Source organism: bacterium, assembly GCA_035454885.1.
In the GTDB taxonomy this organism is placed as follows: Bacteria; UBA10199; UBA10199; order JACPAL01.
In genome coordinates, this window is the sequence record DATIGE010000017.1 from 39,724 (window position 1) to 52,316 (window position 12,593).

18 protein-coding genes and 1 pseudogene are annotated in these 12,593 nt (G+C 59.9%); 7 read left to right on the forward strand and 12 right to left on the reverse strand.

Features of this window, described 5'->3' with window-relative positions:
- Positions 1 to 81 precede the first annotated feature (81 nt).
- Positions 82 to 678, reverse strand: coding sequence for a DUF4126 domain-containing protein (locus VLJ37_04140; GenBank protein HSA58854.1), 597 nt, complete (start codon positions 676 to 678; stop codon positions 82 to 84).
- A 218-nt stretch (positions 679 to 896) separates the two neighbouring features.
- On the opposite strand from VLJ37_04140, the gene VLJ37_04145 reads away from it, so the two are divergent.
- The 5 genes from VLJ37_04145 to VLJ37_04165 all read left to right on the forward strand — a co-directional run bounded on the left by VLJ37_04145 (position 897) and on the right by VLJ37_04165 (position 4,395).
- A complete protein-coding gene (locus tag VLJ37_04145) occupies positions 897 to 1,442 on the forward strand; it encodes an ORF6N domain-containing protein (GenBank protein ID HSA58855.1) in 546 nt (181 codons plus the stop codon).
- Between the two features lie 267 nt (positions 1,443 to 1,709).
- Positions 1,710 to 2,030 carry an HNH endonuclease signature motif containing protein gene (locus tag VLJ37_04150; GenBank protein ID HSA58856.1) on the forward strand — a complete coding sequence of 107 codons (321 nt, stop codon included), beginning with the start codon at positions 1,710 to 1,712 and terminating at the stop codon, positions 2,028 to 2,030.
- 177 nt (positions 2,031 to 2,207) lie between these two features.
- The gene (locus VLJ37_04155) at positions 2,208 to 3,389 is read left to right on the forward strand and encodes a hypothetical protein (protein HSA58857.1); all 1,182 of its coding nucleotides are present in this window, start codon (positions 2,208 to 2,210) and stop codon (positions 3,387 to 3,389) included.
- Positions 3,390 to 3,713: 324 nt separating this feature from the next.
- Positions 3,714 to 4,076: a type II toxin-antitoxin system RelE/ParE family toxin gene (locus tag VLJ37_04160; GenBank protein HSA58858.1), complete on the forward strand. Its 363-nt coding sequence runs from the start codon at positions 3,714 to 3,716 to the stop codon at positions 4,074 to 4,076.
- Positions 4,069 to 4,395 carry a helix-turn-helix transcriptional regulator gene (locus VLJ37_04165; GenBank protein ID HSA58859.1) on the forward strand — a complete coding sequence of 109 codons (327 nt, stop codon included), beginning with the start codon at positions 4,069 to 4,071 and terminating at the stop codon, positions 4,393 to 4,395. Before VLJ37_04160 ends, VLJ37_04165 begins: the two co-directional genes overlap by 8 nt.
- A gap of 36 nt (positions 4,396 to 4,431) precedes the next feature.
- Here the strand turns inward: VLJ37_04165 and VLJ37_04170 are convergent, their stop codons facing one another.
- The 4 genes and pseudogenes from VLJ37_04170 to VLJ37_04185 all read right to left on the reverse strand — a co-directional run bounded on the left by VLJ37_04170 (position 4,432) and on the right by VLJ37_04185 (position 6,669).
- A complete protein-coding gene (locus VLJ37_04170) occupies positions 4,432 to 4,821 on the reverse strand; it encodes a DUF302 domain-containing protein (protein ID HSA58860.1) in 390 nt (129 codons plus the stop codon).
- A 113-nt stretch (positions 4,822 to 4,934) separates the two neighbouring features.
- Positions 4,935 to 5,942, reverse strand: coding sequence for a dipeptidase (locus VLJ37_04175; GenBank protein ID HSA58861.1), 1,008 nt, complete (start codon positions 5,940 to 5,942; stop codon positions 4,935 to 4,937).
- 66 nt (positions 5,943 to 6,008) lie between these two features.
- The gene (locus VLJ37_04180) at positions 6,009 to 6,404 is read right to left on the reverse strand and encodes a hypothetical protein (protein ID HSA58862.1); all 396 of its coding nucleotides are present in this window, start codon (positions 6,402 to 6,404) and stop codon (positions 6,009 to 6,011) included.
- Positions 6,405 to 6,503: 99 nt separating this feature from the next.
- Positions 6,504 to 6,669, reverse strand: a pseudogene (locus VLJ37_04185) (DUF3175 domain-containing protein).
- Positions 6,670 to 6,828: 159 nt separating this feature from the next.
- On the opposite strand from VLJ37_04185, the gene VLJ37_04190 reads away from it, so the two are divergent.
- On the forward strand, positions 6,829 to 7,110 hold the full coding sequence (locus tag VLJ37_04190) for a type II toxin-antitoxin system RelE/ParE family toxin (protein HSA58863.1): 282 nt from the start codon (positions 6,829 to 6,831) through the stop codon (positions 7,108 to 7,110).
- A 14-nt stretch (positions 7,111 to 7,124) separates the two neighbouring features.
- Positions 7,125 to 7,436, forward strand: coding sequence for a HigA family addiction module antitoxin (locus VLJ37_04195; GenBank protein HSA58864.1), 312 nt, complete (start codon positions 7,125 to 7,127; stop codon positions 7,434 to 7,436).
- 4 nt (positions 7,437 to 7,440) lie between these two features.
- Here the strand turns inward: VLJ37_04195 and VLJ37_04200 are convergent, their stop codons facing one another.
- The 7 genes from VLJ37_04200 to acsA are packed head-to-tail and all read right to left on the reverse strand — an operon-like array spanning position 7,441 to position 12,586.
- The gene (locus tag VLJ37_04200) at positions 7,441 to 7,725 is read right to left on the reverse strand and encodes a DUF3175 domain-containing protein (protein HSA58865.1); all 285 of its coding nucleotides are present in this window, start codon (positions 7,723 to 7,725) and stop codon (positions 7,441 to 7,443) included.
- Positions 7,722 to 7,985 (reverse strand): acyl carrier protein, encoded by a 264-nt coding sequence (locus VLJ37_04205; protein ID HSA58866.1) that lies wholly within the window; start codon positions 7,983 to 7,985, stop codon positions 7,722 to 7,724. The genes VLJ37_04200 and VLJ37_04205 overlap by 4 nt, the downstream gene beginning before the upstream one ends.
- Complete coding sequence (locus VLJ37_04210) at positions 7,982 to 8,671, reverse strand: 2-oxo acid dehydrogenase subunit E2 (protein HSA58867.1); 690 nt, start codon at positions 8,669 to 8,671, stop codon at positions 7,982 to 7,984. Before VLJ37_04210 ends, VLJ37_04205 begins: the two co-directional genes overlap by 4 nt.
- On the reverse strand, positions 8,668 to 8,910 hold the full coding sequence (locus VLJ37_04215) for a biotin/lipoyl-containing protein (protein ID HSA58868.1): 243 nt from the start codon (positions 8,908 to 8,910) through the stop codon (positions 8,668 to 8,670). The genes VLJ37_04210 and VLJ37_04215 overlap by 4 nt, the downstream gene beginning before the upstream one ends.
- On the reverse strand, positions 8,903 to 9,916 hold the full coding sequence (locus VLJ37_04220) for a pyruvate dehydrogenase complex E1 component subunit beta (protein HSA58869.1): 1,014 nt from the start codon (positions 9,914 to 9,916) through the stop codon (positions 8,903 to 8,905). Before VLJ37_04220 ends, VLJ37_04215 begins: the two co-directional genes overlap by 8 nt.
- Entirely contained in the window at positions 9,885 to 10,856 is a 972-nt protein-coding gene (gene pdhA / locus VLJ37_04225) for a pyruvate dehydrogenase (acetyl-transferring) E1 component subunit alpha (GenBank protein ID HSA58870.1), read from the reverse strand. Before pdhA ends, VLJ37_04220 begins: the two co-directional genes overlap by 32 nt.
- Positions 10,853 to 12,586: an acetate--CoA ligase gene (acsA, locus tag VLJ37_04230; protein HSA58871.1), complete on the reverse strand. Its 1,734-nt coding sequence runs from the start codon at positions 12,584 to 12,586 to the stop codon at positions 10,853 to 10,855. Before acsA ends, pdhA begins: the two co-directional genes overlap by 4 nt.
- Positions 12,587 to 12,593: the final 7 nt, after the last annotated feature.

The window sequence follows — 12,593 nt, forward strand, 5'->3', positions numbered from 1 at the left end:
CCGACCCTATCCATCCTCCCTCGCCACCGCCACATCGCTCCCTTCCTCGGAATACGTGACCGTGATCAACGGGCGCGAGGGTCAAGGTGAGCGGAAGACGCGCGCCCCCTTGCGAACGGCGGCCAGGAAGACGCGGAACATCTTGGGGAGGATCCAAATGGCGAGACAGAGGAAGAGGACCAGGATCCCCGCCATGACGAAGGGCAGATAGAAGATGAACCAAAGGCCGGCGAGGACGAAGCCGTCCTCGGCGAAGGAGAGCAGCCAGTTGGAAAAGGGCTCCGGGCTCATGTTGACCATGGCGCGGACCCCCGCCTTGACCGCGTGAGAAGAGGCCGCGAGCGTTCCGCCCAACAGGCCGGCCGCCAGTTTCAGCTCCGGATCCACGGGGCCGACGACCGCATACGCCAGGACGGCCCCGCACGGGATGCGGATGAAGCTTTGGATGCCGTCCCAGAACGTGTCGAAGGCCGGGATCTTGTCGGCGATGAATTCCACCGCAAAGAGAACGAGGGTGGTCACGAAGACGGCGGGGTGGGTGAGGACGTCCAGGCCCCCCGGGAGCAGGACCCAACCGACCCGGCCGAAGAGGCCGAGGAAACCGATGGTCGCGTAGGCGTTGATGCCGCTGAGAAAGCTGGGCCCCATCAGCAGGCTGAGCTGGGCCACGACGTCCATGACGCGACTATAGAAAAGCCCTGGGGATGTGGCCAGGGGAAATTGTTTTCATGCCGGTGCGTATCTCAATGCCTGCGTCCAGAATGGCCTGAGTCCAAGTCGCTCTGTCGTCCACAAATCAAACCCTCCCGTCCGGCTCTCCGTCCTTTTTCCGTCTCCTCCCAGCATGATTTCACCGGCATTGGGCTTGCATAGGCCTTGGACGAGAGGAGAGCACCATGTCGGATATCCAAGTGACTACCCCTATCGGGTCCATCGAGCGAAAAATCCTTTTCTTGCGCGGGCAGAAGGTGATGCTCGATGAAGACCTGGCAGGTCTCTATGAAGTTCCCACAAAGGTCTTGAATCAGGCGGTTAGGAGGAATCTTGGCCGGTTTCCGGGGGACTTCATGTTTCAACTGACGGTTGGAGAGTACAAGTCTTTAAGGTCACGGATTGTGACCTTAGACAGCGCAAACGCGGGACGAGGCAGGCATCGAAAGTATCTGCCTTATGCGTTCACGGAACAAGGCGTTGCCATGTTGTCCAGCGTCTTGAACAGCGAGAGGGCCATTCGGGTCAATATCGAGATCATTCGAGCCTTTGTCCGTCTTCGTCAGGTTCTGGCGAGCAATAGGGCGTTGGCGCGTAAGATCGAGGAGTTAGAGAAGAAATGCGGCGAGCACGATGATCAATTCAAAAGCGTCTTCGACGCGATCCGGGAACTGATGGCCCCGCCGACCTCGAAACAACGCAAGATCGGCTTTAATCCTTCCGAAAAATAACCCCCATGTTCCACCTTGCAACGCCCCTCCCGCCGCCCTTCCGTGGGGCTACTCTTAAACCTGTGCCGGTTGGGCCTCAGCCAGGGAACTTGAAATTTAGAACCTGGGACTTTGGCCTCCGTCCGGTGGATAAGAATTCGCCGTACAAATATTTGCAGATTCGTTTTGCTTATACGAGGGAGAAGACCTAGTTTCGAAGAGCATCAGGCTCTCTATATTTTCTCTGTAATCGGATGTAATTAACTTACAAACCCAGGGGGAAGATACATGGGGGGAACTAGCTACGGAATAGATGGCTTCCGAGGTTTGCGGCGTCTAGGAACGGACCGTTCAGGGAAAAACTTTTCCAAGGCGGTCGTTGATGCAGTGTGGGAGAAAGGGTTGATAGTGCCTGGCGTGGATCCTAATGTACGGCGCAGGGATCAGTACGGATCTTTGATTGATTACAGTCAATACGGCGCCACTGTGCAGAATGGAACTGGATGGGAAATAGATCATATTGTGCCTGTAGCAAAATGGGGAGCTGATCAACTCAGCAATTTGCAGCCGTTACAGTGGGAAAATAACCGTCGTAAAGGTGACAGTTGACTGAAATGTTTGTGTCAAAAGTCCAATCTAATAAGACTCACAGCAACTACATCCAGGCACACCAAGAATTGCTAATCAGAAACAGAGCCCTTATTTGTTTGATTGATCCTGAACGTGCCTTCGGTGAGTTTCCAAAATCATTTATTTTTGAGATGGATATCGCTATTACTCAAAACAATGACCGCGACTGAAATCCTTGAGGGGTATTTCAGGACTCTCTCCGAGATTAAGTGGAAGTCACTTGACGACCCCTCTCAAGAATCTCGCCAAAATCAAAAATCCGATGTGGCTAAAAAAGCCGATTATTTATTAACTCATGCGCGTGTAGGTGAAGCCGTAATCGAGTTTAAAGAAATGCTCGATACGGAGGAATTCCAGACGCAAAGGAAAATTGCATATAAGATCGAACGGGAACTAAGAGGACTCATCCCATCAATATCATTTTCATGCTTCATGCCCTCCGACGAGCCGCCGAACGACGAATTGATGGCGAAAATCAAGAGATTTTTAAGGAACGTCTCTTCATCCGTGAAAGACCCGATAGAAATCTATTTCCCGAGGGACAGCGACTTATCAAAAGGGGAGTTCGTAGAAATTCAACGGCTGTCTCTGGATGGCGACGTGCTGCGAAGGATCATATCGCCGCCGACTGTGTCAGGCAAATATCCTCTGACCTTTGGAAGTTTTGAAAACTCGCGACGGCCGAGCTTGCCCTGTAAGCTAATTCAAAATGGGAAGTACAGCAGTCTACGAGAGGCGGATTTGCTGTCGTCAGCTTCGCCGTTATTATCGCTACGGTCTATAGACTTAGAAGGAGGCCATATTCTCGGACCATCAATCGGCGGATGGACAGATGAGCCAAAGCGGATTCGGGACAACATAGGAAAGGCGATAAAGCAACTAAAGCCTCACGAAGGTCTCAAGTGCCCCCTCGGCCTAATCACGTGTCACTTTGGTTTGATGAGGGCGGAATTCGAAGACTTGGGAGACGCCGTCATGGGTCAAAAGAGTATTGTTCTACCCGTGGGGGAAGGACGCAAGGTTAAGGAAGATGAAACAAGGCTTATTCACGGCCGAAATCGAGCCTGGCTACCAAACAAGAACACAACAATGAGCTTCGCGGGATGGCTCGATTGGGATGGGTCAAGGGGATTCTTGAAGATCATCCACAACGAGTTCGCGAAAGAGAAACTCGCATATGATTTCTTAACCTCTTCCTTGACGGAACAATATATTTATCAACTCACGGATTCGAACGATCATGCTGATGGAACGCTAGAACAGGTATCATCGGAAGAGGAGCTTGAATCTATACGTAAGAGCAACAAGCCCGTATTAGAAAAGCTCGTTAAGTCTTAACTAGACGCGAAGGTCTTGTTACCCAAAGGCATAGGGGACGTTCTTCACTAGATCAACTAACTCTGATGCGTAACCAGAATAGTGGTCAAGTCTTGACATGGCTCATCTGGCCTCCCCCCAAAAAGAAATTACACCACCGCCCCAAACGACCCAAGCAGCAGCGCCGGCACCGCGTACGGCCAAAAACCTCCCTTAGAGTCCAAATTCATTAAGACTTTCAATTATATAGATAATTTATTCTTTGAAGGCATATTGGTAGCACCTCATAGAGAGGGTCTACCGATAATTCCCTTGAGAGAATAGTCTCGATAGGGCATAATTCCTATGTCTTGGAACGTCGAATATACAAATGAGTTCAATGAATGGTGGGAGACCTTGGACGAAAGTGAGCAGGAGGACGTCGCAGCGTATGTTGAACTGTTGGAAGCGAGAGGGCCGAATTTGGACTACCCACACTCGTCGAAAGTAAATGGTTCCCGATTTGAAAAGATGAGGGAACTGAGACCGCAACATAAGGGCAGACCTTACAGAGTCTTTTATGCCTTTGATCCACGTAGGGCAGCGGTTCTACTCATCGGCGGAGATAAAACGGGGGACGATCGATTTTACGAAAAGTATGTTCCCAAGGCGGATAAAATTTACGAGAGGCATTTAGAAGAAATTAGAAAGGAAGGTCAGGATGGCTAAGCCCTTTAAAACGCTGCTCAAGAAAATGAGTCCGGAATCCCAAAAGAGGATTCGAGAGAAGGCGGACACTCTTTTAAAGGAGATCTTGTTGAAAGAACTGAGAGAGACTCGCAAGATCACTCAGGAAGATGTGGCGGAAATTCTTCAGGTCAATCAGTCCAGTGTTTCGAAGATCGAAAATCGGGGCACTTCGATTTCCGTTGGAGTCCTAGAAAACTATATTCATGCTTTAGGTGGCGAGCTGGAGATGAGGGCCCGTTTCTCAGACACCATCCTCCCGTTTTCTGTCTCTAAGGATGATGACGAGCAAGTCGCCTAAATTCAAATTTCGGGTGATAGGCGTCCCCTAGATATTTCATGCCAGCAGTTCCATCGCCTGCGCGAGCCTTTCCCGGACCCGGTTGGCGATCTTTTCCAGGACGGGATTGTTGATCGCCTGCATGGACGCGGCGGGATCGACGGCGGCGACCTCGATCTTGCCGGGCGCCAGTTCCTGGACGATCACGTTGCAGGGCAGCATCGTCCCGATCTTGTCCTCGGCGAGCAGGGCCTGGTGGGCGAAGGGCGGGTTGCAGGCGCCCAAGATCCGGTAGTTCCGGAACTCGACGTCGAGCTTCTTCTTCATCGTCGCCCTGACGTCGATGTCCGTGAGCACGCCGAAGCCCTCCCGTTTGAGGGCCTCCACCGTCCGGTTCACCGCGTCCTCAAAGGTCGTCTTTAAGGTCTTGCTGAAGTAGTAGCCCATGGCGGCCTCCCCAATAGGCCTGGATCTTAACAATCGGGGCCGACCGCGTCCATGAGCGAGGTCAGGTTGACCGATTGTACCATCCTGCGGCGTTCTTCACCGCCTCTGCTTGTTCATTCATTCGCCGCCAAGACCCGCAGGGCGTTTTCTCCCAGGACGCCCCGGATCTCGTCCTCCCGCCAGGCGGCTTCCAGGAGCATCTGGGTGATCGCGGGGAGGTGCGACGCATCTTCCAAGCCGCGAACCGGCACGACGGCGCCGTCGAAATCGCTGCCCAAGGCCAGGTGCCTTGAGCCGACGAGACTCCGCACGTGCTCGAAGTGGGGGAGGAGGGACCGGAGATCCCCCCGGCCGTTATTGCAGATGTAGCGCCAGGCAAAGATGATGCCGATGACGCCGTCCTTGTCCGCCACCGCCCGGATCTGCTCGTCGTCGAGATTTCGCCAGTGCGGGCGGGCCGCCGAGATGCCGGTGTGGCTCACGAGGACCGGCCGTTCGGAGAGCCGGGCCGCCTCAAGAAAGGCCCTCCGCCCCACGTGGGCCAGATCGACCATCATCCCGAGCCGGTTCATCTCCCCGATGACCTCGCGCCCGAGCGCCGTGAGGGGGGCGTTCGCGTCGGCGCCGATCCCCCCGGACGGGGCGCAGAGCCGGTTCCGGGTGAAATGCGCCAGGCCCAGATAACGGACGCCGGCGCCGTAGAACCGTTTCACGTTGGCCGGGTCGTTTTCGAGATTATGCCCGCCCTCGACGCCCAAGAGGACAGCGATCCTTCCCCTTGCGCGGGCCTCGGTGATCCCGGCGGCCGTCGTGACGAACTCCAGATCGCCGGGATTCCGGGCGCAGGCCTTCAAGATCATCTCCGCCTGCCGGAGGCACGAGCGGGCGCTGCCGGACTCGGGGTAGGGGAACGTCCCCAGGCCGATGAACTGGCCGCCATAACCCCCTTCCTTCCAGCGGGGGATGTCGCAGTGGAAAAACCCGAGCCTCCCCGGGAGGCCGGGCTCGTGTTTTTTTTCGATGCGGTAGCCCATCCACTTCATGGGGATGGTGGTATCCGCGTGAAGATCGATCACCAGGGAGGACCGGTGCAGGGCGAGGGCCTGGTCCGACAGTTTCATAACCAAGTACAAGTGGACCCGGTACGCGACGGACGCAACGAAAAATAAGCGGCGCGTCTTGAAGGATCAGTGGGTGTGCCATCTTCCGGGGCGGCGGCCCCTCAACGCGTAGGCCGCTAGGGCGCGGGCGAAGAGAGCGGGGGAATCCTCGGGCTCCTGGTCGTCCAGGAAGACCGGTGCCGTCTGGAGATCGTAGTCTTTTTGTACGTGGTCGTCCGGATCGAGGACGGAGTCCTGAGCGGCGCCCTGGGATGAGCCTGTATCATTGGCGGTGCAATAGGCGAAGGCATCGCGGCAGTGGCCCGGGTCCTGTGCGGTGTTGCAGGAGTCGGGATACGTCACCGTGCAGTTCGATCCGTCGTCCCCGCAACGCCCGACGCCATTGCAGTTCTTGGCCTCCGCGACGAGCGCGGCGAGCAGAAAGAGAAAGAGGGAGAGGGAGAAGAGAAAAACCTTTTTCATGGAGGCCTCCTGGTTGTCCCATTGTAGAGCAAATCCCGGGCCAAATTCTGTGGGGCGGGCTGGGTTCTAACTGGCTGAATTCATGGAGGCGGTTCGGCGCTAACCGTTCGACGCCGGGACTCGAGTGCTCAAAAGGTTAAGAGGAGGAAACAAGGCCCTCAACTCCTTCATCGCCCGTTCGAGGGCGGTGAGGCGTTCTCGGCAGATTCTTCCCCGCCCGGTTGATGCAGAAGTTCAGCAGCGACATGGCCCATTGGAGTGGCGACCAGTGCTGCCAGGTGTGGAGGCGATAAAGGGCTTGGCGGACCCATCGGGGCTACCTAATATTACTAAGAAATATCAATAGGTTAGAGTTCTTATGACAAACATCGCAACCCATGCTTTCTACTTGACGATATAACGAATAACGTTATAGGGTTGTCCTGTGATCAAGTCGTTCCGGTGCGTTGAGACCGAAGGCGTTTTCAACCGGAGGTTCTCGCGGAGGCTGCCTCAAGACATTCAAAAGGGGGCGTATAAGAAGCTTTTAATGCTTAATAATGCCCAAACTTTGCATGATCTCAAGGTGCCCCCAAACAATAAGCTCGAGGCGCTTAAGGATGACCGAAAGGGGCAACACAGCATCCGGATAAATGACCAATGGAGGATCTGTTTCGTCTGGAAGGATAATGAGGCCTACGACGTTGAAATCGTGGACTTTCATTAAGAAAAGGAGATTTTATGGCCAAGAAAATAGCGCCAGTTCATCCTGGAGAGATTCTCTTAGAAGAATTCATGGAGCCCATGGGTCTCAGTCAGAACCGATTGGGCAATGATCTCGGAGTCCCCCCGCGCCGGATCAACGAGATCATCCACGGTATGAGGAGCATCACGGCCGATACTGCGATCCGCCTTGCACTCTATTTCTCGATGTCACCGAAGTTCTGGCTCGGGCTCCAGGCGGATTATGACCTTGCCGTTGCAGAGGACCTCTCCGAGGCGAAGATAAGGCGAAGCGTAAAGGCGTATGACTCTGCGGCGGTCGGAGTATAAGAAATCATCTGCGAAACAGCCCCCTCAACTCCTCCTTCGCCCTCTCCAGCACCTTAAGTCTCTCCTTCGGCAGATTCTCTCCCGCCCGGTTGATGTAGAAATTGAGCATCGACATCGCCGACTGGAGCGGGGTGCCCTTGCGCCCCGTGCTTTCCTCCGCGGAGCGCTTGAGTGAGGCGGCGATCCGGCGTGGGTCGCTCCACGTAAAAACACCGTCCTCCAAGGCCAGCGCGTGGCTCTCGCGCGTGACCCGGCCCGACCAGCGGCTTATTTTTTTGGGAAGGCTCATGACTTTGGCGTTTGGGCGGCCAGATACGCGACGATGTGATCGAGGGTATCGAGCTTGGCGTAATCCGCCTCAGGGACGTTGATCTTCAGGCCCTCGTAGAGGAGGGTGACGAAGCGCAAGAAATCCACGGAGTCGATCTCCGTCTGCTCGCGGAGGGGGAGGGCGGGATTCAATGCCTTGGGATCGATCTCGGGGGCGATGTCGCTCAAGTAAGAGAGGACCTTGGCGCGGATCTCATCGGCGGAAAGGTTCGGGCTCATCGGCCGGCCTCCAGGTCTTGAGGGAACTGCAGGGCCTTGGCGATGGCGTTCAGGAAGGCCGCGCCCTTGAGGCCGTCCGAGACCCGGTGATCGGCGGCGAGCGATGCCGAAACGATCCGGCGTGAAACGACTTGGCCCTTCTCCGAGACCGCCGCCTCGCGGATTGTTCCAAAACCCACCAGGGCCACCTGCGGCGGATAGATGATGCCGAAGACGCGGTCGCATCCCTCGTCGCCCAGGCTCGTCACGGTGATCGTCGGGTCCGTCAGCTCCGAGCCGCGCAGGCGGCCCGATCGGACGCGCGTGACCAGGTCCGTGAGTCCCCGCGCGAGATCGGAGAGGGGCTTCGCCTGCACGTCGTGCAGGGCGGGGGCGAGGAGGCCGCCGCCTCGCAGGGCGATCACGACGCCGGTGTGCACGGCCTCCGCCGGACGGAAGCCGCCATCGACGTAGAGGCCGTTCATCTCGGGGAACTTCACCGCCGCGAGGGCGACGGCCTTGAGGAATAAAACGACCGGCAGGAGGCGGTCCGGAGGGGCGCGACGCGCGTTCTCCCGGGCGAGCCAACTCAGGGCCGCGTCCAGGGGGATCTCCGTCTCGAGATAGTAGTGGGGGATCTCCCGATGCGACTTCTCCATGGCGGCGGCGATGGCCTGACGCATGAAGAGGGCCTTTTCGTCCTTCACGCATCCTCCAGGATCAGGGCGAGCGTCTTCCCCACGGGGAGCCACTCCTCGCCCGGTTGGACCAGGATCTTGTCGACGACGCCGCTGCGGAAGATCTCGATGTCCACCGCGGACTTCCGCGTCTCGATCGTCGCGATGATGTCGCCCTTCGTGACCCGGTCGCCCGCCTTGACCTTCCACTCCACGAGCTTGGCGTCCTGCATGTCGGCCCCCAGGGACGGCAGCTTGAACTCATACATGGCGCAAGACCTTTCTCGCGGCCGCGGTAATCGTTTCCGCCTGGGGGAGGGCCGCGTCTTCCAGGTGTTTGGCGTAGGGGATGGGGACCTCGACGGTGCAGACACGTTCCACCGGGGCCTTGAGCGTTGCGAAGGCGCCTTCCATCAGGCGGGCGGAGATTTCGGCCGAGAGGGACCCGCTCCGCCAGCCCTCGTCGACGACGACCGCGCGCCCGGTCTTGCGGACGGTCTTGAGGATCGACTCCGTGTCCAGGGGTCTCAAGACGCGCAGGTCCAGAACCTCCGCGGCAATCCCGTCCTTTTGAAGCGCGTCGGCCGCCGCGAGGGCCTTGAAGAGCAGGGCGCCGTAGGCGATGAGGCTCACGTCCTTTCCCTCGCGCCGGACGGCGGCGCCGGTCAAGGGCACCCGCCCCGCGTCCTCGGCGATCGCTCCGGTCATGTTGTAAAGGCTCGCATGCTCGAAGATGAGCGTCGGATCGGGGTCCAAGAGGGCGGCCCCGAGCATCCCGCGGGCGTCCTCCAGGACGGCGGGGGCGAGGATCTTGAGGCCGGGGATGTGGGCGTACCAGCCCTCCAGGCTGTGGGAATGCTGGGCGGCGAGCTGGCGTCCCGCGCCGGTCGCCATGCGGATGACGAGGGGCACGCTCAACTGGCCTCCCGACATGTGGCGGATCGTCGCGGCCACGTTCATGATCTGGTCGAGGCACAGCAGGCTGAAGTTGACCGTCATGACCTCGACGATCGGCCGCATCCCGCCCAGGGCCGCGCCGATCCCGGCCCCCACGAAGGCCGATTCCGACAGCGGCGTGTCGCGGATCCGCTCCGGCCCGAACTCCTTTAACAATCCCAGGCTGACCGCGTAGCTCCCGCCGTAGCGGCCCACGTCCTCGCCCATGAGGAAGACGCGCGGGTCGTTTGCGAGCGCCTCCCGATGGGCGGCGCGCAGGGCCTCGCGGTAGGTGGTGGCCGCCTTCCTAGCCGGTGATGTGGGGCGTGACGACGTCACGGGTCAAATCCTCCAGGGGTTCGAGGGTCCCTTCCTCGGCGTAGCGGACCGAGGCCTCGACCTCCGCGTCGATCGCGCGTTTCATCGAGGCGGACAAACCCTCATCGAGCCAGCCCTGGCCCTTGAGAAAGGCCTCGAAGGCCGGCAGGGGGTCCTTCTTCTTCCACTCCTCGACCTCCTTCCTGTCCCGGTACAGGTCGGGGTCGAACATCGAATGGGAGCGGAACCGGTAGGTGCGGCATTCCAGAAAATACGGGCGGACCTCCCCGCGGACGATGCGGATCGCCTTCTCCGCGGCGTCGGCCACGGCGAGGGGGTCCATGCCGTCGACCGTCTCCGCCTCGACGCGGTAACTCCGCGCCTTGAGCTCCAAGTCGAGCTCCGACTCGGAGCGGGCGATGTGCGTCCCCATCGCGTAGAGGTTGTTCTCGCAGACGAAGAGGACCGGTAGTTTCCAGAGCGCGGCGAGGTTCATCGACTCGTGGAACTCGCCCTCCGCGACGGCGCCTTCGCCGAAAAAACAGGCGGTCACGTTCTTCCGCCCCTGCATCCGGTCGGCGAGGGCCAGTCCCACCGAGAGCGGAAGCCCGCCGCCCACGATGGCGTTCCCTCCGTAGAATCGCCGCTGGGCGTCGTAGAGGTGCATCGACCCGCCCCGTCCCTTGCTGCAGCCCTCGATCTTGCCGAACATCTCGGCCATGACGGCGTCCATGGGCGTCCCGCGCACGAGGATGTGGCCGTGCTCGCGGTACGTGGCGACGATCGCGTCCTCGGGCCCGAGGAGGGGGATGACGCCGGAGGCGACGGCCTCTTCGCCTATATAAAGGTGGAGAAAGCCGCGGATCTTGGCCTCCGTGTAGAGCTCGGCGCAGCGCTCCTCGAAGCGCCGGATGCGGATCATCTGCCGGAGGATGTCCAGGCAGTCCTCGCGCGTCCTCATGGCGCCTCCTCCAGCGTGGAGAGATCCCCCTCGGGGAGGCCGAGCTCCCGGGCCTTGAGGAGGCGCCGGAGGATCTTCCCGCTCTTGGTCTTCGGGAGGCCTGTCACGAATTCGATCTCCTTGGGGGCGACCGCCGGCCCCAGCCTTTGCCGGGCGAATCCCAAAATATCCTTCCGGAGCCCCTCGCTGGGCCCGGCGTCCGCCTTGAGACCGACGAAGGCCTTCACCGTTTCGCCGATCAGGGGGTCGGGCTTGCCGATGACTGCGGCCTCCGCGACGGACGGGTGTTCCATGAGGGCGCTCTCCACCTCGAAGGGGCCGATCAGGTGCCCCGCCGATTTGATGACGTCGTCCGAGCGGCCGACGAACCAATAGTACCCGTCCGCGTCCCGGCGCGCCAGGTCGCCGGTGAAATACCAGCCGTCGGCGAAGCATTTTTGAAAACGTTCCGTTTCGTTCAGGTAGCCGCGGAACATCGAGGGCCATCCCGCCTTGAGGACGAGCTCGCCCTGAACACCCGGTTCCTCGAGGACCTCGGCGCGCCCGTCCGCCGTCCGGCGCGCGACGGCGGCGGTGATGCCGGGCAGGGGACGACCCATCGAGCCTGGCCGTATGTCCATCGAGGCGTAGTTGGCGATCATGATCCCGCCGGTCTCCGTCTGCCACCAGTTGTCGTGGATCGGGAGGCCGAAGGCCGCGACGCCCCAGAGGACGGCCTCGGGGTTCAAGGGTTCGCCCACGCTCGCGATGAATCTCAGGCGTGAAAGATTCCTTTGCCTCGGCAGGTCCGTCCCGCCGCGCATCATCATGCGGACGGCGGTGGGGGCCGTGTACCAGACGGTCACGGCCTGTTCCTCGAGGACGCGGTACCAGCGCCCGGCGTCGAACTCGCCCTCGTCCACGACCATCGTCACGCCGTTGGTGAGCGGCGAGACGATCCCGTACGAGGTCCCGGTGACCCAGCCGGGGTCGGCGGTGCACCAAAAGACGTCGTCGTCGTGAAAATCGAGGGCCAAGAGGCCCGTCACGTGGTGCGCCACGACCGCCTCGTGCACGTGAACGGCCCCCTTCGGCCGCCCCGTGGTCCCGCTGGTGAAGTGGAGCAGGGCCACGTCCTCCGGATTCGTCGGCGGGATCTCGAAGTCCGGGGAAGCGGCCTCCAGGAGCCCGTCCCACGAAGCGCCGGTCAGGATCACCTCGCGAAGCATCGGGAGCTCGGCGCGGATCGGGGCGACCTTGCGGGCTTGGAAGGCCTCCGTCGTGACCAGGACCTTTCCCTCGCCGAGGGTCAGCCGGGTCTTCAGGGGCTCCGGTCCGAAGGCCGAGAAGAGGGGACAAAGGACGGAGCCGTTCTTGAGCGTTCCCAACGCCGCGACGAAGAGCTCGGGCGTCCGGCCGAGGAGCGTAAAGACCCGGTCGCCCCTTCCGACGCCGAGTTTTCTCAGGACGTTGGCGAAGCGGTTGGAGGCCCGGTCGAGGGCCCGGTAGGTCCAGTCCTCGGTGCGGCCGTCCTTTCTGAGGAATCGAATGGCGGTCTTGTCCGCCTTGGGCCCGCGGGCGTGCCGGACGACCGCCTCGTGGGCGATGTTCAGTCCGCGTCCTCCCGGCAACCCGTCCAGCCGCCTGCGGGCCTCCTCCCAGGAAAACTCGCGGACGGCCGCCGCATAGGACGTCAGGTTCGGCGGGACGCGAAGGCCATCGGCATTTTTTCGGATCGTCCGTTCCGCCATCGCTCCT

Coding starts and splice junctions, on each gene's coding strand:
- VLJ37_04140 (HSA58854.1), bottom strand. CDS start 678: ATGGACGTCGTGGCCCAGCTCAGCCTGCTGATGGGGCCCAGCTTTCTC.
- VLJ37_04145 (HSA58855.1), top strand. CDS start 897: ATGTCGGATATCCAAGTGACTACCCCTATCGGGTCCATCGAGCGAAAA.
- VLJ37_04150 (HSA58856.1), top strand. CDS start 1,710: ATGGGGGGAACTAGCTACGGAATAGATGGCTTCCGAGGTTTGCGGCGT.
- VLJ37_04155 (HSA58857.1), top strand. CDS start 2,208: ATGACCGCGACTGAAATCCTTGAGGGGTATTTCAGGACTCTCTCCGAG.
- VLJ37_04160 (HSA58858.1), top strand. CDS start 3,714: ATGTCTTGGAACGTCGAATATACAAATGAGTTCAATGAATGGTGGGAG.
- VLJ37_04165 (HSA58859.1), top strand. CDS start 4,069: ATGGCTAAGCCCTTTAAAACGCTGCTCAAGAAAATGAGTCCGGAATCC.
- VLJ37_04170 (HSA58860.1), bottom strand. CDS start 4,821: ATGGGCTACTACTTCAGCAAGACCTTAAAGACGACCTTTGAGGACGCG.
- VLJ37_04175 (HSA58861.1), bottom strand. CDS start 5,942: ATGAAACTGTCGGACCAGGCCCTCGCCCTGCACCGGTCCTCCCTGGTG.
- VLJ37_04180 (HSA58862.1), bottom strand. CDS start 6,404: ATGAAAAAGGTTTTTCTCTTCTCCCTCTCCCTCTTTCTCTTTCTGCTC.
- VLJ37_04195 (HSA58864.1), top strand. CDS start 7,125: ATGGCCAAGAAAATAGCGCCAGTTCATCCTGGAGAGATTCTCTTAGAA.
- VLJ37_04200 (HSA58865.1), bottom strand. CDS start 7,725: ATGAGCCTTCCCAAAAAAATAAGCCGCTGGTCGGGCCGGGTCACGCGC.
- VLJ37_04205 (HSA58866.1), bottom strand. CDS start 7,985: ATGAGCCCGAACCTTTCCGCCGATGAGATCCGCGCCAAGGTCCTCTCT.
- VLJ37_04215 (HSA58868.1), bottom strand. CDS start 8,910: ATGTATGAGTTCAAGCTGCCGTCCCTGGGGGCCGACATGCAGGACGCC.
- pdhA (HSA58870.1), bottom strand. CDS start 10,856: ATGAGGACGCGCGAGGACTGCCTGGACATCCTCCGGCAGATGATCCGC.
- acsA (HSA58871.1), bottom strand. CDS start 12,586: ATGGCGGAACGGACGATCCGAAAAAATGCCGATGGCCTTCGCGTCCCG.